The organism is Phreatobacter sp. AB_2022a, from assembly GCF_026847585.1.
Taxonomy (GTDB): domain Bacteria; phylum Pseudomonadota; class Alphaproteobacteria; order Rhizobiales; family Phreatobacteraceae; genus Phreatobacter.
In genome coordinates this window covers 1-18,708 of sequence record NZ_JAPSET010000040.1, presented here as the reverse complement: position 1 = coordinate 18,708, position 18,708 = coordinate 1, and the positions used below count along the sequence as shown (strand labels likewise).

The 18,708-nt window shown below is 67.0% G+C and carries 22 protein-coding genes and 2 tRNA genes; 8 read left to right on the top strand and 16 right to left on the bottom strand.

Going from position 1 to position 18,708, the window contains the following annotated elements:
- The first annotated feature begins 11 nt into the window (after window positions 1–11).
- A complete protein-coding gene (sseA, locus tag OZ671_RS23890) occupies window positions 12–866 on the top strand; it encodes a 3-mercaptopyruvate sulfurtransferase (RefSeq protein ID WP_268863039.1) in 855 nt (284 codons plus the stop codon).
- Between the two features lie 82 nt (window positions 867–948).
- Here sseA and OZ671_RS23885 read toward each other — a convergent pair whose 3' ends face one another.
- The 6 genes from OZ671_RS23885 to OZ671_RS23860 form a co-directional block, all read right to left on the bottom strand.
- Window positions 949–1,212 (bottom strand): hypothetical protein, encoded by a 264-nt coding sequence (locus tag OZ671_RS23885; protein WP_268863038.1) that lies wholly within the window; start codon window positions 1,210–1,212, stop codon window positions 949–951.
- Window positions 1,209–1,712 carry a hypothetical protein gene (locus OZ671_RS23880; protein ID WP_268863037.1) on the bottom strand — a complete coding sequence of 168 codons (504 nt, stop codon included), beginning with the start codon at window positions 1,710–1,712 and terminating at the stop codon, window positions 1,209–1,211. Before OZ671_RS23880 ends, OZ671_RS23885 begins: the two co-directional genes overlap by 4 nt.
- Window positions 1,713–1,914: 202 nt before the next feature.
- Window positions 1,915–2,664 carry an amino acid ABC transporter ATP-binding protein gene (locus OZ671_RS23875; RefSeq protein WP_146053137.1) on the bottom strand — a complete coding sequence of 250 codons (750 nt, stop codon included), beginning with the start codon at window positions 2,662–2,664 and terminating at the stop codon, window positions 1,915–1,917.
- A 66-nt stretch (window positions 2,665–2,730) separates the two neighbouring features.
- Window positions 2,731–4,227 (bottom strand): amino acid ABC transporter permease, encoded by a 1,497-nt coding sequence (locus OZ671_RS23870; RefSeq protein ID WP_038311787.1) that lies wholly within the window; start codon window positions 4,225–4,227, stop codon window positions 2,731–2,733.
- Window positions 4,228–4,245: 18 nt separating this feature from the next.
- Window positions 4,246–5,439 (bottom strand): amino acid ABC transporter permease, encoded by a 1,194-nt coding sequence (locus OZ671_RS23865; protein WP_038311786.1) that lies wholly within the window; start codon window positions 5,437–5,439, stop codon window positions 4,246–4,248.
- 182 nt (window positions 5,440–5,621) lie between these two features.
- On the bottom strand, window positions 5,622–6,656 hold the full coding sequence (locus tag OZ671_RS23860; protein ID WP_038311785.1) for an amino acid ABC transporter substrate-binding protein: 1,035 nt from the start codon (window positions 6,654–6,656) through the stop codon (window positions 5,622–5,624).
- A gap of 283 nt (window positions 6,657–6,939) precedes the next feature.
- Between OZ671_RS23860 and metC the strand changes: the two genes are divergently transcribed.
- The gene (gene metC / locus OZ671_RS23855; protein WP_268863036.1) at window positions 6,940–8,121 is read left to right on the top strand and encodes a cystathionine beta-lyase; all 1,182 of its coding nucleotides are present in this window, start codon (window positions 6,940–6,942) and stop codon (window positions 8,119–8,121) included.
- Between the two features lie 7 nt (window positions 8,122–8,128).
- On the opposite strand, the gene OZ671_RS23850 is transcribed toward metC, so the two are convergent.
- The 3 genes from OZ671_RS23850 to OZ671_RS23840 form a co-directional block, all read right to left on the bottom strand.
- A complete protein-coding gene (locus tag OZ671_RS23850) occupies window positions 8,129–8,725 on the bottom strand; it encodes a pyridoxamine 5'-phosphate oxidase family protein (RefSeq protein WP_268863035.1) in 597 nt (198 codons plus the stop codon).
- Complete coding sequence (locus OZ671_RS23845) at window positions 8,722–9,597, bottom strand: phosphatase PAP2 family protein (protein ID WP_268863034.1); 876 nt, start codon at window positions 9,595–9,597, stop codon at window positions 8,722–8,724. Before OZ671_RS23845 ends, OZ671_RS23850 begins: the two co-directional genes overlap by 4 nt.
- A gap of 120 nt (window positions 9,598–9,717) precedes the next feature.
- A complete protein-coding gene (locus OZ671_RS23840; RefSeq protein ID WP_268863033.1) occupies window positions 9,718–9,912 on the bottom strand; it encodes a hypothetical protein in 195 nt (64 codons plus the stop codon).
- Window positions 9,913–10,269: 357 nt separating this feature from the next.
- On the opposite strand from OZ671_RS23840, the gene OZ671_RS23835 reads away from it, so the two are divergent.
- The 3 genes from OZ671_RS23835 to OZ671_RS23825 all read left to right on the top strand — a co-directional run bounded on the left by OZ671_RS23835 (window position 10,270) and on the right by OZ671_RS23825 (window position 11,454).
- The gene (locus OZ671_RS23835) at window positions 10,270–10,803 is read left to right on the top strand and encodes a VUT family protein (protein ID WP_268863032.1); all 534 of its coding nucleotides are present in this window, start codon (window positions 10,270–10,272) and stop codon (window positions 10,801–10,803) included.
- A 91-nt stretch (window positions 10,804–10,894) separates the two neighbouring features.
- On the top strand, window positions 10,895–11,173 hold the full coding sequence (locus OZ671_RS23830) for a hypothetical protein (RefSeq protein WP_268863031.1): 279 nt from the start codon (window positions 10,895–10,897) through the stop codon (window positions 11,171–11,173).
- Between the two features lie 77 nt (window positions 11,174–11,250).
- Window positions 11,251–11,454 carry a hypothetical protein gene (locus OZ671_RS23825; RefSeq protein WP_038311779.1) on the top strand — a complete coding sequence of 68 codons (204 nt, stop codon included), beginning with the start codon at window positions 11,251–11,253 and terminating at the stop codon, window positions 11,452–11,454.
- Between the two features lie 164 nt (window positions 11,455–11,618).
- Here OZ671_RS23825 and OZ671_RS23820 read toward each other — a convergent pair whose 3' ends face one another.
- Window positions 11,619–12,710, bottom strand: coding sequence for a glycosyltransferase family 4 protein (locus OZ671_RS23820; RefSeq protein ID WP_268863030.1), 1,092 nt, complete (start codon window positions 12,708–12,710; stop codon window positions 11,619–11,621).
- Window positions 12,711–13,326: 616 nt separating this feature from the next.
- Here OZ671_RS23820 and groES point away from each other — a divergent pair.
- Together groES and groL are read left to right on the top strand one after the other, a co-directional pair.
- Window positions 13,327–13,641: a co-chaperone GroES gene (gene groES / locus OZ671_RS23815; protein ID WP_268863029.1), complete on the top strand. Its 315-nt coding sequence runs from the start codon at window positions 13,327–13,329 to the stop codon at window positions 13,639–13,641.
- A 55-nt stretch (window positions 13,642–13,696) separates the two neighbouring features.
- On the top strand, window positions 13,697–15,325 hold the full coding sequence (gene groL, locus OZ671_RS23810; protein ID WP_268863028.1) for a chaperonin GroEL: 1,629 nt from the start codon (window positions 13,697–13,699) through the stop codon (window positions 15,323–15,325).
- An 82-nt stretch (window positions 15,326–15,407) separates the two neighbouring features.
- Here the strand turns inward: groL and OZ671_RS23805 are convergent.
- The 6 genes from OZ671_RS23805 to OZ671_RS23780 all read right to left on the bottom strand — a co-directional run bounded on the left by OZ671_RS23805 (window position 15,408) and on the right by OZ671_RS23780 (window position 18,060).
- Window positions 15,408–15,484: transfer RNA gene (locus OZ671_RS23805), tRNA-Arg, on the bottom strand.
- A 65-nt stretch (window positions 15,485–15,549) separates the two neighbouring features.
- Window positions 15,550–15,855, bottom strand: coding sequence for an ETC complex I subunit (locus OZ671_RS23800; RefSeq protein WP_038311775.1), 306 nt, complete (start codon window positions 15,853–15,855; stop codon window positions 15,550–15,552).
- Between the two features lie 28 nt (window positions 15,856–15,883).
- Window positions 15,884–15,960, bottom strand: a tRNA-Pro gene (locus OZ671_RS23795).
- A gap of 66 nt (window positions 15,961–16,026) precedes the next feature.
- Window positions 16,027–16,491 (bottom strand): DUF192 domain-containing protein, encoded by a 465-nt coding sequence (locus tag OZ671_RS23790; protein ID WP_038311774.1) that lies wholly within the window; start codon window positions 16,489–16,491, stop codon window positions 16,027–16,029.
- Between the two features lie 21 nt (window positions 16,492–16,512).
- A complete protein-coding gene (locus tag OZ671_RS23785) occupies window positions 16,513–17,121 on the bottom strand; it encodes a cold-shock protein (RefSeq protein WP_103168587.1) in 609 nt (202 codons plus the stop codon).
- A gap of 156 nt (window positions 17,122–17,277) precedes the next feature.
- Window positions 17,278–18,060: an SIR2 family NAD-dependent protein deacylase gene (locus OZ671_RS23780; RefSeq protein ID WP_268863027.1), complete on the bottom strand. Its 783-nt coding sequence runs from the start codon at window positions 18,058–18,060 to the stop codon at window positions 17,278–17,280.
- A 35-nt stretch (window positions 18,061–18,095) separates the two neighbouring features.
- On the opposite strand from OZ671_RS23780, the gene gloA reads away from it, so the two are divergent.
- A complete protein-coding gene (gene gloA / locus OZ671_RS23775) occupies window positions 18,096–18,554 on the top strand; it encodes a lactoylglutathione lyase (RefSeq protein WP_038311772.1) in 459 nt (152 codons plus the stop codon).
- Window positions 18,555–18,708: the final 154 nt, after the last annotated feature.

Genomic DNA, 18,708 nt, shown 5'->3' with positions numbered 1-18,708 from the left:
GAGCCCAGACAATGACCACCCTGCCCTCGCCCTGGCTGCGCTCCACCGAATGGCTCGCCGAACGGCTCGACGCCCCCGATCTCGTCATCATCGACGGCTCGTATTACCTCTCGACCATGAACCGGGACGCAGAGGCCGAATTCGCCGCCGGCCACATTCCCGGCGCCCAGCGTTTCGACATCGATACGGTGAAGGACACCGAGAGCGATCTGCCGCACATGATGCCGCCGACGCCGGCTTTCTCCGCCGCGCTGCGCAAGCTCGGCATCGGCGACGGCCAGTCCGTGGTGATCTATGACGGCGCCGGCCTGTTCTCGGCCCCGCGCGTCTGGTGGATGTTCCGCACCTTCGGCGTCGAGCGCGTCTTCATCCTCGACGGCGGCCTGCCGAAATGGGTGGCCGAGGGTCGGCCGCTCGAAACCGGCCCGGCCCGCGCACGGGCCGCCAGGCATTTCACGGCGAGGCGCAATCACGGTGCGGTCGCCGATCTCGGCGACGTCAAGAAGGCGCTCGCCTCCGGCCGCGCCCAGGTGGTGGATGCGCGGCCCGCGGAGCGCTTCCGCGGCGAAGCGGCGGAGCCGCGCGCCGGGCTGAAGTCCGGCCACATGCCCGGCGCCTTCAACGTGCCCTTCTCGGCCCTCGTCAAGGACGGCCGGCTCGCCGATGTCGAGACGATCAAGTCTGCCTTCGCCGGTGCCGGCGTCGATCTCGACAAGCCGATCATCACCAGCTGCGGCTCCGGCGTCTCGGCCGCCATTCTCTGGCTGGCAATCGACGCCGCCGGCCGCCAGCCGGCCGGCCTCTACGACGGCTCCTGGGCCGAATGGGGCGGCCGCGACGATTGCCCGGTGGTGAAGGGCGAGTAGAGGGGAGCGAATAGCGAATGGGGAGCGGCGAATGCGCGGCCCCGGGCTGGTGCGCGCTCGCCAAAGGCCATTCGCCGATCCCTCATTGCGACCGCTCGATCAGGACGGCATCCTTCAGCGCGAGTTCCGGTTCGGCGGCCAGCGATTTCTTCAGCTCCTTGAGCAGGCGCTCGGCGTCTGTGGTCGCGACCTCGAGGTCGAAATCGCCGGTGACCAGATCCTGTCCGCCGCCGACATGCTCGCCGAGATCGTGTTCCACAAGCAGGTCTTCGACGAGCCGTTCCGCCCGCCCGCGCCCGTCATCGGCCGGCGCAAAGCGCAGGACCAGGATCGCCGCCGCCGTCATGTCGCCTGCCGCACGAGCTCGTAGCGTTCCGCCGCCTCGTTGAACGCGAAACCGCAGCGCAGCAGCCGGGCCGCGACCAGGAACGAATATTCGTTGTCGAGCGGGTATTCCTTGTAGGGCAGCGACTTGCGGTCGATAGAGGGGTCGCCGACTTCGGCGCCACTCACCATGTCGACGATCTTGCTGCCGATCTGAAAAAGCGCCCGCTCCACCGGGATGGCTGCCTGGACCTTTCTGCCCAGCACACGCCAGGGGTCGGGATTGTCTTTGGCCTCGGCGAACAGCCCGTCATTGCCGAGCAGATGTCGGACGGCGAGCGGTTTGCTTTCGATAGCGTCAGGCGGCGTATCGTCCGCCGCGACATGGTCGAAGATGTTCAACAGGTAGCCCCAGCCCTTCCGGCTCAGGGCCACATAGCCAAAGCCGAAGCCGGAAGCTTGGACGAGGGGCACGCAGAACATGGCGCCCTCCTCGAGCGCAAGGACCTTGATCGTCTTCAAGGTTGCACCGGAGTTCTGCCACAACATTCGACCCGTGGCAGGCGAACCGACATGGCCAAAGCCTCCCTGGCCGCCGCGCGCCGCACCGACCATCGTCCGGTGGTGAAGGGCGAAGAGCCGGCAGCCGACAGCGAACCGGGGCGGCCGAGGCGCAGCGCGCCGCGTCTTCCCCGCGCCCCGTTCGCCACGGGCCGGTCTCCTCTCAGTGCAGGATCTGGCTGAGGAACAGCTTGGTCCGCTCGTGCTGCGGATTGGAGAAGAAGGCGTTCGGCTCGTTCATTTCGATGATCTGGCCGAAATCCATGAAGATCACGCGGTTGGCGACCTGGCGGGCGAAGCCCATCTCGTGGGTGACGCACAGCATGGTCATGCCCTCCTCGGCAAGGCTCACCATGGTGTCGAGCACCTCCTTGACCATTTCCGGGTCGAGCGCCGAGGTCGGCTCGTCGAACAGCATGATCTTCGGGCTCATGCACAGCGCCCTCGCGATCGCCACGCGCTGCTGCTGGCCGCCGGACAGCTGGCCCGGATATTTGTTGGCCTGCTCGGGGATCCTGACCCGCTTGAGATAGTGCATCGCGATCTCTTCGGCGTCCTTCTTGGGCATCTTCTTCACCCAGATCGGCGCCAGCGTGCAGTTCTCCAGAATGGTCAGGTGCGGGAACAGGTTGAAGTGCTGGAACACCATGCCGACCTCGCGGCGGATCTCGTCGATCTTCTTGAGGTCGTTGGTCAGCTCGATGCCGTCGACGACGATCTTGCCCTGCTGGTGCTCCTCCAGGCGGTTGATGCAGCGGATCATCGTCGACTTGCCCGAGCCGGACGGGCCGCAGATGACGATGCGCTCGCCGCGCCGGACCGTCAGGTTGATGTCCTTCAGCACGTGGAACTCGCCGTACCACTTGTGGACACCCGAGAGGTCGACCGCCACCTCGCTGCTCGTTGCGGGCATTTTCGCGGCTGCGGAACTGGCCATGCGGAACTCCTAGCACCCTTGTTTTGCGATGACCGGTCCCGCCTAGCGGCGACGGCCCTTGTTGAGGCGGTTCTCGACGAAGATCGAGTAGCGCGACATGAAATAGCAGAAAGCGAAGTAGATGATCCCGGCAAAAGCGAAGCCGGTATAGAGCGTCACCGGGCTCGCCCATTGCGGATCGGTGAAGCCGGCGCGCAAGGTGCCCAGGAGGTCGAAGATCGCCACGATCGAGACGAGCGTGGTGTCCTTGAACAGGCCGATGAAGGTGTTGACGATGCCGGGAATGACCAGCTTCAGCGCCTGCGGCAGGATGATCAGCCCCATCATGCGGGGATAGTTGAGGCCGAGCGCCTGGGCGCCCTCGAACTGGCCCTTGGGAATGGCCTGCAGGCCGCCGCGAATGACCTCCGCCATATAGGCGCCCGAGAAGATCGAGACGCCGACCAGCACGCGCATCAGCGGATCGGGCGCCCGCTCGAGGAACAGCGGCAGCATGTAGGAGGCGAAGAACAGGACGGTGATCAGCGGCACGCCGCGCACGATCTCGATCAGCGCCACCGACATGAAGCGGATGATCGGCAGCTTGGAGCGCCGTCCGAGCGCCAGGGCGACGCCGATCGGCAGCGCCGCGACGATGCCGGTGACGGCGACCACGAGGCTGACCAATAGCCCGCCCCATTGCCGGGTCTCGACGACTGGCAGGGCCGGCAGATCGAAGGTGCCGGCCCGGACCAGACCGTAGCACAGGATGCTGAGCGCGAGCGCCGCCGCGCTGACCAGCAGCAGGCGGACATTGGCGCGGCTTTCGGCGATGCTGAGCGCGCAGGCCATCACCACGCCGAGGCCGACCACCACATGCAGCTCGAACCAGGCCGGGCGCAGGAACCAGATGCCGGTGAGCACCGCCACCAGCACAAGGCCGCCGGCAAACAGCAGCCGCTCCTCCATGCCCGCCTCGCTGAGACTGAGCAGATAGGCGACCAGCAGCACCAGGGCGAGGATGATCGCCAGCCAGTCGACGACCACGAGCCAGGGATTGATGAGCGAGCCACCATAGAGCAGCATGAAGGCGAAGACCGGGAAAACGCCGAAGAACAGGATGGCGTTCAGCACCTTGTAGCCGAGCGAGGGAATGAGCAGCGGCACCAGCAGGACCAGCGCCGCGATGCCGACGGTGTCGACCCGCCAGCGCTGGTCGATCGGATAGAAGCCGTACATGAACTGGCCGAACTTGGCCTGGACGAAAGGCCAGCAGGCGCCGACATGGCGGCCGGCCTTTTCGTCGAGGCAGACGTCGCGGTCGGCGCCGCTCCACACCGCCCGGACGAGCGTGAAGTCGATGAAGGTCCAGAGCAGATTGACGGCGACATAGGCGCCGATGAGGGTCAGGATCGTCTGCGGAATGGACGAGAACAGGTTGGCGCGCATCCAGCCGATCGGCCCGGCAAGCGACACCGGCGGCGGCAGGGCCTGGGCGATCTCGCCGCGGACGAATGTGGCGGGGGACGCCGGAGGAGCGCTGGTCGAAGGCGCGTTCATGAGCTTGCCTCCCCCGTCTCAGCGTTCCACCAGCGCGATGCGCCGGTTGTACCAGTTCATGAACAGCGACGTGACGATCGAGATCGTCAGGTAGCAGGCCATCCACATGGCGATGATCTCGATCGCCTGGCCGGTCTGGTTGAGGATGGTGCCGCCGACCGAGACCACGTCGGGATAGCCGATCGCGACCGCCAGCGAGGAGTTCTTGGTCAGGTTCAGATACTGGCTGGTCATCGGCGGGATGATCACGCGCAGCGCCTGCGGAATCACGATGAGGTTGAGGATCCGTCCTTCGGCAAGGCCGAGCGAACGGCCGGCCTCGGTCTGGCCATGGCTGACCGCCTGGATGCCGGCGCGCACGATCTCCGCGATGAAGGCCGCGGTATAGGCGACGAGCGCGACGAGAAGCGCGACGAATTCGGGATTGACCGTCATGCCGCCCTGGAGGTTGAAGCGCCCCTGCACCGGATGGTCGAAGCTGATCGGCATGCCCGTGACGAGATAGGCAAGGAGCGGCAGCCCGAGGACCAGCCCCCACATGGCGGGCACAGTCGGGAACTGCTGGCCGGTCGCATCCTGGCGCTTGTGCGCCCAGGATCTCAGCACCAGGGCGGCGACGATGCCGACCACGAGCGCGATGCCGATGGCGCCCGCGCCATCGGCGAAGATGGGCTTGGGCAGCGTGACGCCGCGCCGGTTGATGAAGATCTCGCCGAAGACCGACAGCGAATTGCGCGGTTCCGGCATCACCGCCAGGACCGCCAGGTACCAGAACAGGATCTGGAACAGCAGCGGCAGGTTGCGGATGATCTCGACGTACCAGTAGGCGATCTTCGCCACCACCCAGTTGGGCGACAGGCGGGCAACGCCCACGACGAAGCCGAGCAGCGTCGCGAACACGATGCCGACCGCGGCGAGCAGCAGCGTATTGAGCAGGCCGACCACGAAGGCCCGGCCGTAACTCATCGCCTCGTTCCAGGGAATCAGCGCCTGCGAAATGCCGAAGCCGGCCGTATTCTCCAGGAAGCCGAAGCCGGAGGCGATCCGCTGGTTGGTCAGGTTGGTGACCGCGTTGGAAATGCCCTTGTAGGCGAGAAAGACCAGCAGCCCGAGCGCGATCGCCTGGAAGATGGTTCCTCTGATCTTGGGGTTGTTGAAAAACGCCGCTTTGGGCGCACTCACCCCGCGAGCCGGCAATGTGCCGTCCGTCATGTTCGCCGTCCCCTTCTGTCCTTCGGTGAGTGGCCCTTCCGGCGCCCGTCGAGCGGGCGCCGTGGACCGGTTGTCTTCACCGGTGACCGTCCCGGGATCGTGGACCCGGGACGTTTGTCATGTCCAGTCGTATTGTTCGGCAGCCGGCGACCGGATCATCGGCCCGGCCGCCGCCGGTGGGATCAGCGGATCGGCGGGGCGTATTGCAGGCCCCCCTTGTTCCACAGGGCGTTGAGGCCGCGGGCAATGCCGAGGCGGGTGTTCGGGCCGACATTGCGGTCGAACACCTCGCCGTAATTGCCGACATGCCTGACGATGCGCACCACCCAGTCCTTGGTCAGGCCCAGCGCCTCGCCGAAATTGCCCTCGGTGCCGACCAGACGCCGGATCTCGGGGTTGGCCGACTGCAGCATCTGCTCGATATTGGCCTTGCTGACCCCGAGCTCCTCGGCATTGACCTGGGCGAACAGCACCCATTTGACGATGTCGAACCACTGGTCGTCGCCGTGACGGACGACCGGCCCGAGCGGCTCCTTGGAGATGATCTCCGGCAGCACGATATGGTCGTCGGGCTTGGCGAGCTTCACGCGCTCGGCATAGAGGCCCGAGGCGTCCGTCGTGAAGGCGTCGCAGCGGCCGGCGTCATAGGCCTTCACGGTTTCGTCGTTGGTGGCGAAGACCACCGGCTCGTATTTGAGGTTGTTGGCCCGGAAGAAGTCGGCAAGGTTCAGCTCGGTCGTCGTTCCGGCCTGCACGCAGACCGAGGCGCCGGACAGCTCGCGCGCGCTCTTCACGTTGAGCGACTTGCGCACCATGAAGCCCTGGCCGTCGTAATAGTTGACGCCGGTGAAGTTGAGGCCGAGCGCGGTGTCGCGCTGGATCGTCCAGGTCGAGTTGCGCGCCAGCACGTCGATTTCACCGGCCTGCAGCGCGGTGAAACGGTCTTTTGCCGACAGCGGCACGAAGCGCACCTTGGTCGGGTCGTTGAAGATCGCGGCGGCGACCGCGCGGCAGAAGTCGACGTCGAGGCCGGTCCAGTTGCCCTGGCTGTCGGGCTGCGAGAAGCCCGCGAGGCCTTGCGTCACGCCGCATTGCACGAAGCCCTTCGCCTGCACGTTGCGCAGCGTGTTGCCCGCGGCGGGCGCTTGGGCCAGCGCGGCGCTGGACGAAAACCCGAGCACTGCGCCAAGCGCGAGGGCCGAGACGATCCGTTTCATGGTGGCAGCCTTTTCCGTCTTTGTTTGATCGATTGTTGGCATGCGCGAGCAGGCGGACGGCGCGTTTTTCCCCTCTGTACCGCCTGTGGCCCCGCAGGAAGCCGCCTGGCTTGCCAGGCAGCTCGCTTGGAGACCTCGCATTCCTGCATCTCAGGCCATCTCAGAACGGGGGTCAAGGCCTTGGCGGGGGCTTGACGCCTGCTTCCTTGGTCGAAGAAATGGCCGCCCATCCGTCCTGATGCGGGCCTTGCTCGCTCGATTTTGTCCCTGAAGCGAGGCGACTATGGCAGGCCCGTCCGACAGCAAGCGCTTTTCCGAACGCACCCGGCTCGTCCTCGGCGGCCGCGACCCGTCGGAGCAGTTCGGCTTCGTCAATACGCCGATCTATCGCGGCTCGACGGTGCTCTACCCGACCTATGAGGAGCTCAAGGCGCGCCGCCAGCGCTTCGTCTACGGCACCAAGGGCACGCCCACCACCGGCTCCCTGGAAAGGGCCTGGACCGAGCTTTCCGGCGCCGCCGGCACCGTGCTGGTGCCCTCCGGCCTCGCCGCCATCATGGTCGCGCTGCAGTCCTGCCTGAAGGCCGGCGACCATCTGCTCGTCACCGATTCCGTCTATCGCCCGACGCGCCAGTACTGCGACACCGTGCTCAGGCGCTTCGGCGTCGAGACGACCTATTACGACCCGCTGGTCGGCGCCGATATCGGTGCGCTGATGCGGCCGAACACGACCGCCGTCTTCACCGAGGCGCCGGGCTCGCAGAGTTTCGAGATGCAGGACATCCCGGCGATCGCCAAGGCCGCCCACGCCCGCGGCGCGGTGGTGCTGATGGACAATACCTGGGCCACCCCCCTGCTCTTTCCGCCGCATGAGCGCGGCGTCGACATCGCCATCGAAGCCGGCACCAAATATCTCGGCGGCCATTCCGACATCCTGATGGGCCTCGTCACGGCCAATGAGCGCTGCTGGCCGGCGCTGCGCGAAACCTTCGACGCCATGGCCATCCTGTCCTCGCCCGAGGACGTCTTCCTGGCGCTGCGCGGTCTGCGCACCATGCGCTTGAGGCTCGACGAAGCCGGCCGCCAGGGCATGGCCATGGCGACCTGGCTGGGCGAGCGGCCCGAGGTGAAGACCGTGCTGCATCCGGCCTTCCCGTCCCATCCCGGCCACGCGATCTGGAAGCGCGACTTCAAGGGCGCATCCGGCCTGTTCTCGGTCATCCTGCACCCGGTGTCGGAACAGGCGCTCGGCGCCTTCCTGGACGGGCTCGAACTGTTCGGCATGGGCTATTCGTGGGGCGGCTACGAGAGCCTGGTCGTGCCCTTCGACTGCTCGACCTACCGCACCGCGACGACCTGGAATCCCGGCGGCACGGCCTTGCGCTTCCAGATCGGCCTCGAGGACGTCGCCGATCTTCAGGCCGATCTCGCCGCCGGCTTCGCCCGCATGAAGGCAGCCGGCTGAGCCGGCGTCAGGGCACCAGCCAGGTGCCCTGCCACGCTGTTGCGGTGCGCACGAAACGGGCGCGCCGGTGGCCGGTCGCGTCGAGCGACAGCCAGTCGAGCCGATCGGCCGTGACGGTGACTGCGCCGAAATGGGCCGCGCCGGCGGCGATCTCGGCGGCCGTCCCGGGCAGACGATAGCTGCCGCCGCCGGCGATCGGCGTGCCCGGCCCGGGCATCACGCCATAGCCGGTGCGGCTGCTCGGCCGCGCCGTCTCCCAGGCCGAGCGCGCGTCTTCCTCCGCGATGCCGGCAATGACTGCCCTGCCAGCGAGCTGGACCTGAACCTTTCGCGCGGGATCGAAGAAGTGCACGGCCGTCCGCGGGTCGCCGGCGAGCTCGCCCGCCTTGGCCGATCTGAGGTCGGTATGGAAACGCACCGTGCCGGCAGCGGCATCGGCCGCCCGCAGCACCACGGTGCGCAGCCGCGGCGCGCCCTCGCCGTCCGCCGTTGCGATCGTCGGCGTATGGAACGGCGCCAGGCCGTCGGTGACGGCGGCGGCGATCAACGCCCAGGCTTCGCGCCGGAGCGCGTCGAGGTCGTCGCGCGCGGGAGCGATGCTCACGACCTGATGCGGCGGGCGAGCTGCCTGATGGCCGCCGCGACGCGCCGGCGCGGCATGGGGAAGGGTTCGCGACCCGGCCCGGGAGCGAAGACGAAGCCGCGGCGGGCGAACCAGTCGCGCGTCATGAGGGTGAACCAGGCGCCCCAGGCCGAACCGACGACGATGTCGGTGAAATAATGGGCGTCAACGACAATCCGGCTGACCGCGATGAGCGCCGCCAGGGCCACCAGCAGCCGGCGCCAGCGCGGGAACAGGCAGGCGAAGGCGACGGCGATGGCGAAGGCGGTCTGCGAATGGCCGGACGGGAAACTCGCAAAGGACGAGCTCCAGGCGGTCGGATCGAAATGCAGCGTGCCGAACTGCTCGAAATAGCGCGGGCGGGCCCGGCCGATCAGCCGCTTGACGATGGCGATGATCAGACCCGAGCCGCCGACCGCCGCCATCAGGAAGGCAAGGCGGGCGGCGAGCGCCAGCACGACCTTGTCGGCGAAGCCGCGGACCGGCGGCACGGCGAAGCCGATGACGACGAGCATGATGCCGGTCGGCCAGAGCAGCCAGCCGGACTTGCCGACATGGGTGATCAGCTCGAAAAGATCGGCAAGGCCGCCATGGATCCCGTGCTGGGCCTCCTGAACGACCGGATCGACATAGGCCATGCTGGCGAGGGCCAGAGCCGCGCCGATCAGCGTTGCCGCGACGCGGCTCGGCCAGTCCGGGAAGATGCGCAGAGCGGGCGTCGCGTTCGGCCGGATCGGCCGCCTGAGCCGGACAATGGCAAGGCTCAAGCCTTCGCGCACCGCCGCGAGGCGCGCCGACAGGCTGCGCGGCGGCGCGGCGAGCGTTGTGGCGGATGGCGTGTCGATCGGGCTCATCGTGCGTGCGGGCGGTCCGGCCCGCGTCCTCTTGCGGGAAATCTCCCTTAAGGCCATCGAGCCGGCATGTCACGCATCCGCCGCTGCGATCACGCCGTCATGATCGGCAGGCCGAACGGGTCACACCACCGCCCGGAGCGCCCGCTCCAGCATCTGCCGGCAGTCCTCGGCCTGCTGGCGCGAGGCCTTGCTGCGCAGGCGGCGCGACAGGTCGCGCAGATCGCGGATCGCGATGTCGACCGCCAGAAGCAGGTCGATCTCGCAGGCTTCCTCGGTGGCCTTGGGTCTCGGAGGGAACGGAATGATCTCGGCCACGCGATGCTCTCACGAATCACTGTCACTGCGGCCATGGCACCAGCGAAAGGTTAATTGAGCGCAAATAAGGCAGTCCGGCGGCCTCACGAGCAACCGTCAGGAGCCCGGCGACGACGCGGCCGGAAACAGAAAAGAGCCACGGCGTCAGCACCTTGCCGGCATCTCCTGAATCGCGATCACAGGCGGGCCAGCCGCCGGACCGCCTCTCCCTCACGGCCAGAGGCGCGTTCCCCGGGGCCTGGCGCGGCGCCTCATCACGATCGCGCGGAGCAGCCGTTTTTCGTGGGACGGCGGCGCAATCCGCAGTATAGAGCCGGCCGACACCCGAAAACCCTTTCTGAACGGACCCCGTCCCGCATGATCGGAATTGCCTCGCTCGTCGGCTTCGTCTCGACCATTCCCCTGGCGAACTGGCTCATCGGCAATGTCGGCACGACCTGCGTGCCGAACGGCCCCTGCATCATTCCCGTCGGCTTCGGCCTGATGGCGCCGAGCGGCGTCCTGATGGTCGGTCTCGCGCTCGTCCTGCGCGACGTCGTCCAGCGCACGCTCGGCCTCGGCTGGTCGCTCGCGGGCGTCATCTGCGGCGCGGTCTTCTCCTGGTTCGTCGCGCCACCCGCGCTCGCGCTCGCCTCCGGCGCCGCCTTCCTGTTCTCCGAGCTGGCCGACACGGCGGTCTATACACCGCTCGCGCGCCGCCGGCTGATCCCGGCGGTGATCGCCTCGAGCGTCGTCGGCACCGCCATCGACAGCACCCTGTTCCTGTGGCTCGCCTTCGGCTCGGTCAGCCTTCTGCCCGGCATGGTGCTGGGCAAGGTCTGGATGGTCGCGGCGGCGACCCTGGTGCTGTGGCTGACCCGCCGCCGGCTGGACGCGGCGACCGCCCGCTGATCATGTCGAAAAGTACCGGCCGGACCTAGCGTCAGGCCCGCCTGCCCTGCTATGCGAGCCTCACGGCAGGTCAACATGCCCTGGGGACGCCATGACTGATACTCTGGCCTTGGCTCGGGTGATCTTCGACGCGCGGTTCGCGGATGACGAGCCCCCGCGCGCGCCGACCTTCGACGGCCTGTCCGCGGCCGAGCAGGCGGTCTGGATCCGCTGCGCCGAAGCGGCGGCCAGGTTCGTCCGCGCCAACAAGACCGAAAAGTCGAAGGATCCGGCCGCTGCGAGGATCCAGCATCTCGAGGAGGTCGTACGCAGGTTCCGCGAGCTCTGCCGCGAGGCCGAGGCCGCCGCCGGACACGACGTCCATCCCTGACCGCAGGGGGCGCCTTGCGGAACCCGGACGATGCGGGCCGCGTTGACAACCGTCGGGGTTCGCGAAAGGAGCCGGTCATGACCGACAAGTCCGAACGGCTGTTCGATATCGACAATCGTATCGCGGCGGTGATGCAGCAGCTCGGCGAGTTGATCGAGCGCTCCCAGGCGATCACCGATGCCGCCGCCGAAGCCGATCTGATGCGCGAGATCGAGGATCGCGAGACGCAGCTCACGGCGCTGCGCGAAATGCGCGAGGCGCTGGCGGAAACCGCGGACTGACCGGCGCCGCGGTGCTGCCACCGGCGCGGCCGGCGCGAGCCGCCCGCCCGGCACCGCGTTCCAAATGCGCCCACGTCCCGCAGGCCGCGCACAAGGCAGCCGCGATGCCGGGGCGAGTGAATGGCCACGCCTTCGGCGGTGGCCATCCTCGGCATCGCATGCCCTCAGGCCATCGCCTCCAGATCGATGCCGTTGCCGACCCTGGCCGGGGGCCTCATCACGCCCGGAAGTCCGCCTTCCAGTCCGCGATAGACGTCGAGATAGTCGCGCGCCATCCGCTCGGCCGTGAAGCGCTCCTCGAAAGCGGCGCGCACCTCTGCTCGATCGATGAGGTCGACACGGCGGGCTGCGGCGGCGGCCTCGTCGACATTGCTGACGATGAAGCCGGAGACCCGTTCGTCGATCACCTCCGGCACCGACCCGTTGCGAAAGGCAATGACCGGAGTGCCGCAGGCCATCGCTTCGATCATGACGAGGCCGAACGGCTCCGGCCAGTCGATCGGGAACAGCAGGGCGCTCGCCTCACCGAGGAATGTTGCCTTGTCGTGCTCGTTGATCTCGCCGACAAATTCGACATTGGGATGCGAGGCCAGCATCGGCCGGATCGTCCCGTCCCAATAGGCCTCGTCGGCTTTGTCGATTTTGGCTGCGATCTTCAGCTTCATGCCGGCGCGGGCGGCGATCTCGATCGCGCGATCCGGGCGTTTCTCGGGTGAAATCCGGCCGAGGAAGGCGAGATAGCCCTCCTTCGGGTTGGCGCTGAACGGCAGCAGGTCCTCGGGCAGGCCGTGATGGACCGTCGCCGCCCAATTGGCGAAGGCGAGCGGGCGGCGCTGGCTGTCGGATATCGAGACCAGAGGATATCGCGGAAAGGCCGCGTAGAAGGGTGGCAGATCCGGCAGGTCGAGCCGTCCATGCAGCGTCGTGACCATCCGGCCGAGCGAGGCGGCGAGCGGATAATGCATCAGGTCGATATGGAAGTGCAGCACGTCGAACTCGTCGGCGCAGCGCCGGACCTGTTCCAGCATCAGCATGTGATAGGGAAGCGGGTCCCGGACCGATGGATTCAGCCGCAAGGCCATGTCGCAGCACGGAACGAGCTTGGCTTTCGTTCGCGAGTCGCCACTCGCAAACAGCGTGACGTCGTGCCCCAGCCGAACGAGCTCCTCGGTCAGATAGGATACGATCCGCTCGGTGCCGCCGTAGAGCCTTGGCGGGCAGCGCTCGGCGAGCGGCGCGATCTGGGCAATCTTCATCGGCAAAACCTCCTCGTTTGAGCAAAGCGTTGACAATGAACGCGGTCCGGAAAGGCCTGGTGGCCGCCGGCATGGGCGCGGCCGCCTTGCCATGTCTCCGTCGCTTGGCTTCCGGCCGACGATCGAGGCCCGACTGCGGCGATCCCTTGGGGGCCGCGCCGGTGACGATCGCCATGGGCAAGACGACAGCCGTCGCGACGAGCAAGAACCTCCTCCGTTCGCGATGTCATGAAGATGCGCGGGGACAGGAAGCCCGCTCATCGTCACGGAGCTAGGAACGGCTGCCCTGCCCTTCAAGGGTGACGCGCAAGGAGATCGACGGCCGTGCCGCGCCCACGGCGCAGCGCGGAAAAGGCGCTGGCCTGGCCGCTGTTCTGGCGCGATCGGCAGGGCGCCGCAGGCGGCATCGGCGGGCGCCGGAATCCGTCATTAGCTAGCTATTTCAACATGGTAGCACTCATTCAAAAAAAGTTCCGCCGGCCTCTTGAAGGCCAAAATGAGGCAAACCAAATCATCCGCCGGGCACGGCGTCCCGGCGCCGCGGAAAACCGCCGCGAGCCGCCTCGGGACGCCGGCCCGCCTTGACCTGTGACAGACCTGAACACTGGAGGAACTCATGAAGTTTCGGCCACTGCACGATCGCGTCGTCGTGAGGCGCATCGACGCGGAGGGGAGGACCAAGGGCGGGATCATCATTCCCGACACCGCCCAGGAGAAGCCGCAGGAAGGAGAGGTCGTCGCGGCCGGGCCGGGCCGCCACGACGAACAGGGCAAGCTCATTCCGCTCGACGTCAAGGTCGGCGACCGCGTCCTCTTCGGCAAATGGAGCGGGACCGAGGTCAAGATCGACGGCGAGGATCTGCTGATCGTCAAGGAGAGCGACATTATGGGCGTGGTCGAGGCGGCCGCGACCTTCAAGAAGGCCGCCTGAAGGGGCCTTTCCATCTGACCGACCTGAAACCTCAAGTCTGAAGGAGTGAGGAATCATGGCTGCGAAGGACGTCAAGTTTTCGCAGGACGCGCGCGAGCGGATGCTGCGTGGTGTCGACACGCTGGCCAACGCCGTGAAGGTGACGCTGGGTCCCAAGGGCCGCAACGTCGTGATCGAGAAGTCGTTCGGTGCTCCCCGCATCACCAAGGACGGCGTCACCGTCGCAAAGGAGATCGAGCTTTCCGACAAGTTCGAAAATATGGGCGCGCAGATGGTGCGCGAAGTTGCCGCCAAGCAAGCCGATGCGGCGGGCGACGGCACCACGACGGCAACGGTCCTGGCTCAAGCGATCGTCCGCGAAGGCGCCAAGGCTGTCGCCGCGGGCATGAACCCGATGGACCTGAAGCGCGGGATCGACCTTGCGGTGCAGGCGGTGACGAAATCCCTCAGTGACCATTCCAAGACGATCACCGGCTCGGAGGAGGTCGCCCAGGTCGGCACCATCTCCGCCAATGGCGATCGCACGATCGGCGAGATGATCGCCGAGGCGATGAAAAAGGTCGGCAAGGAGGGCGTCATCACGGTCGAGGAGGCCAAGACGGCCGAGACGGAGCTCGACATCGTCGAGGGCATGCAGTTCGACCGCGGCTATCTCTCACCCTATTTCGTCACCAACGGCGAAAAGATGACCGTCGAGCTCGAGGATCCCTACATCCTGATCCACGACAAGAAACTCACGGGCCTCCAGACGCTGCTGCCTCTGCTGGAGGCGGTGGTCAAATCCGGCAAGCCGCTGCTGATCGTGGCCGAAGACGTCGAAGGCGAAGCTCTCGCCACGCTGGTCGTCAACAAGCTCCGCGGCGGGCTCAAGATCGCCGCCGTGAAGGCTCCGGGCTTCGGCGATCGGCGCAAGGCGATGCTCGAAGATATCGCGATCCTGACCGGAGGCACCGCGATCAGCGAGGACCTCGGCATCAAGCTCGAAAACGTCACGCTCGACATGCTCGGCCGCGCCAAGCGCGTGCGCATCGAGAAGGAGAACACCACCATCGTCGACGGGATGGGCTCCAGAGCCGACATCGACGCGCGGATCGCACAGATCAAGGCGCAGATCGAGGAGACGACCTCCGACTACGATCGCGAGAAGCTCCAGGAGCGGCTGGCGAAGCTCGCCGGCGGGGTCGCTGTCATCCGTGTCGGCGGCGCGACCGAGGTCGAGGTCAAGGAAAAGAAGGACCGCGTCGACGACGCCCTGAACGCCACGCGCGCCGCGGTGGAGGAAGGCATCCTGCCGGGCGGCGGCGTTGCGCTGCTGCGCGCGATCAAGGCGCTGGAGGGCCTTGCGCCGGCCAGCGACGATCAGCGCACCGGCATCGACATCGTCCGCCGGGCCATCAGCGCCCCCGCCAAGCAGATCGTCGAGAATGCTGGAGAGGATGGCGGTGTTGTCATCGGCAAGCTGCTGGAGGCGACCGACTATGCCTGGGGCTATGACGCGCAGACGGGCGAATATCGCGATCTGGTCAAGGCCGGCATCATCGACCCGACCAAGGTCGTGCGCACGGCGATCCAGGATGCCGCCTCCGTCGCTGGCCTGCTGATCACGACCGAGGCCATGATTGCCGACCTTCCGAAGAAGGACACGGTTCCGGCGGCAGCCGCAGCCGGCGGCATGGACTATTGATGCGTTGCGGGCGTCGCGTTTCGCGGCGCCCCTTCCCCGGCCAGGCCGGCCGCGGCGTCAATTCGTTGATATTTCCAAGGAATGGCGATCCCGGCAGGACTCGAACCTGCGACCAACAGCTTAGAAGGCTGTCGCTCTATCCAACTGAGCTACGGGACCGGATCATGCGATCGGCCGGCTGCGGGCCGCGCCCAAGGGCGCGGGCCCATGGAAGCTCAGACCCGTCAGTGGGTCCAGGTTCCGATGCGGTTGAACTTGAAATTGTCCGAATAGGCCGCCGTGCGCCGCTTCGGCGTATCAGTCTCGAACACCTCGTAGGCCAGGCCGTTCTTCTCGGCATAGGCGATGGCGTCTTCCTTGGTCTCGAAGGTCAGACGCACCTGCTGGCGCATGTCGGTCGAGCTCGTATAGCCCATCAGCGGCTCGACCACGCGCGGCGCCTCCGGCTCGAAATCGAGCCGCCAGTCGTGGGTCTTGGCCTGACCGGACTGCATCGCGGTCTTGGCGGGTCGATAGATGCGGGCCACCACGTGAACGCCTCCTCAAGTGGGCCGGGAATGGTCGGGGCGACTGGATTCGAACCAGCGACCTAGAGTACCCAAAACTCTCGCGCTACCAGGCTGCGCTACGCCCCGACGCGCCCCTCGCAATAGCCGAGGCACCCGGCCGCGGCAAGCGGCCTTGCCCGGCTTTGTTAAAGCTCAGCTTCTGAAGAAAGGGTGGATGACGCGGTCGCCTGGGGCGATGCCGAGCCGCTGGCAGGTGCCGCCGGCAACCTCCAGCACCGCCTTGACCGGCCCGCGCGACGAAATGGTCGCCTCCGAAAACGGCGTCGTGTTCTCGGCAATATGGCGGATCGTGCCGTTCGCCCGGATGAACACCATGTCGAGCGGGATATAGGTATTCTTCATCCACATCGACACGTCGGTCTCGCCGGCAGCGAAATCGAACAGCATGCCGCCATCGGCTGGCAGCGACCGGCGGAACATCAGGCCGCGGGCCCGCGTCTCCGGCGTATTGGCGATCTCCACCTCGAACGCGTGCCTGCGGCCCGAGCGCATGACGATCTCGAGCCGATTCACGGCGGCGCTCATCGCGCGCGCGGTGATGGGCGCGGCGATGAGGCCCGCGCCCGCCGCCAGCAGCATTCGGCGATCAATCGTCATGAGGCAACCTCGCATAGGCTCTCAGTGCGAGGCCGGGAAAGGCGCCCCGTCCGGACGGACTTCCGCGGCCATCAGACCCTTGGAGCCGTCACCATAACGCACCAGAACCCACTGGCCCGGTCGCAATTCCGTGAGCCCGTAGCGGCGCAGCGTTTCCATGTGCACGAAGATGTCGGGCGTGCCGGGGCCGCGCGACAGGAAGCCGAAGCCGCGCAGGCGGTTGAACCACTTCACCTCGGCCCGCTCCAGGCCGCTCGTCGGCGTCACCGAGACATGGGTGCGTGCCGGCGGCAGCTGCGAGGGATTCACCGCCGTCGAATCGTCCATCGACAGGACGCGGAAGGTCTGCATGCCGCGCTGGCGCATGGTCGCCTCGACCACGATCCGCGCACCTTCATAGGCCGTCTGAAAACCGTCGCGGCGCAGGCTGGTGACGTGCAGCAGCACGTCGGCACCGCCGCCGTCCGGCACGATGAAACCGTAACCCTTGGCCACATCGAACCATTTGATCGTGCCGGAGATTTCGACGAGATCCGCCGGCACCTCGTCGACGGCCGGCTGGCCAGCCCCCCGCACGTGAAGGTTGTTCTTGCCACCCTGGCCGTCCGGATCGGAACCGTCCGAGGTCATCACGCTCACCGCCGCTCTGTCGGGACCCTGCCCCGAGGTCCCACTTCGTCTGATTCTCTAAGAAAAGGATAACATCGCGCTTGGTTCAGCAAAGCCATAAAATCAGCGGGCGGCGGGATTGCGAACATATTTGGCGGGTGCTTGCAGCGCCATGGCTCAGCCGGGACCTGCAATACCGAGCCGCTCGACCACAGATTGCAGCACCGTGCCGATATCCGCTGCGATCACCCGGTCCGCCAGCCCGTCGAGCGGCGTATCCTCACGGTTGAGGATGACCAGCCGCGCACCCGCGCGCTTGGCCGCGACCGGCAGCCCTGCAGCAGGGTGGACGACGAGCGAGGAACCGATCGCGATGAACAGATCCGCCTCCACCGACCAGTCGAGCGCGCGCCGCATCTCGGCTTCCGGCATGGCCTGCCCGAACGAGATGGTGGCGGATTTCACCGGGCCGCCGCAGGCGCTGCAGTCGGGCGCCTCGCCGCCAGCCGCCTCGAACGCCTCGCGAACCCAGCCAAGCTCGTAGCGGCGCGCGCAATGAAGGCAGGTCGCATAGGTGCCGTTGCCGTGCAGCTCGATCAGCCGCTCGCCGGGCACGCCGGAGTCCTGATGCAGATTGTCGATGTTCTGCGTGACGATGCCGCGCAGCCGGCCGGTCGCGACCATTGCTGCCAGCGCGCGGTGGCCGCGTCCCGGCACGGCCGCCTTGAAGCTCTCGTCCATCGCGAATTTGCGCCGCCAGGCTTCGCTGCGGGCCGCCCGGCTCGTCACAAAGGCGTCGAAGGGGATGGGCTTGTTGCGCGTCCACAATCCACCGGGCGAACGAAAATCCGGAATTCCGCATTCCGTCGACAGCCCCGCACCGGTAAAAGCGAGCGCACGGCTGGATTGTTCGACGAGGCTTGCCAGATCGTTCGCCGCCGTCTTCAACTCCGCGTCCATTCCACACTCCAAGCGCCAGATCAAAGGACGGTCACATGCGTTATCTTCACACCATGGTTCGCGTCACCGACCTCGACCAGTCGCTCGACTTCTACTGCAACAAGCTCGGCCTTGTGGAGGTCCGCCGGATCGACAACGAGAAGGGCCGCTTCACCCTCGTCTTCCTTGCCGCCCCCGAGGACAAGGCCCAGGCCGAGGCCGATGCCGCCGCCGGCCGCCGTGGCGGCGCGCTGGTCGAATTGACCTACAACTGGGACCCGGAAGTCTATACCGGCGGCCGCAGCTTCGGCCACCTCGCCTATGAGGTCGACGACATCTACGCGACCTGCGACAGGCTGCAGAAGGCCGGTATCGTGATCAACCGGCCGCCGCGTGACGGTGTCATGGCCTTCGTCCGCTCGCCCGACAACATCTCGATCGAACTCCTGCAGAAGGGCGCCGCCAAGGCGCCCGCGGAGCCCTGGGCCTCCATGCCGAACACCGGAGCCTGGTGACCCCTTGTTCGCCTTGAATCCGCAAGTCGTCGACACGGGCACGCCGCCGATTCCGGCGGCGCGCGCCTGGATGACCCGCTATGACGGCGCCTTCGGCGCGCCGATCGACCTGTCGCAGGCGGCGCCCGGCTCGGCGCCACCCCGTGCCCTGCTC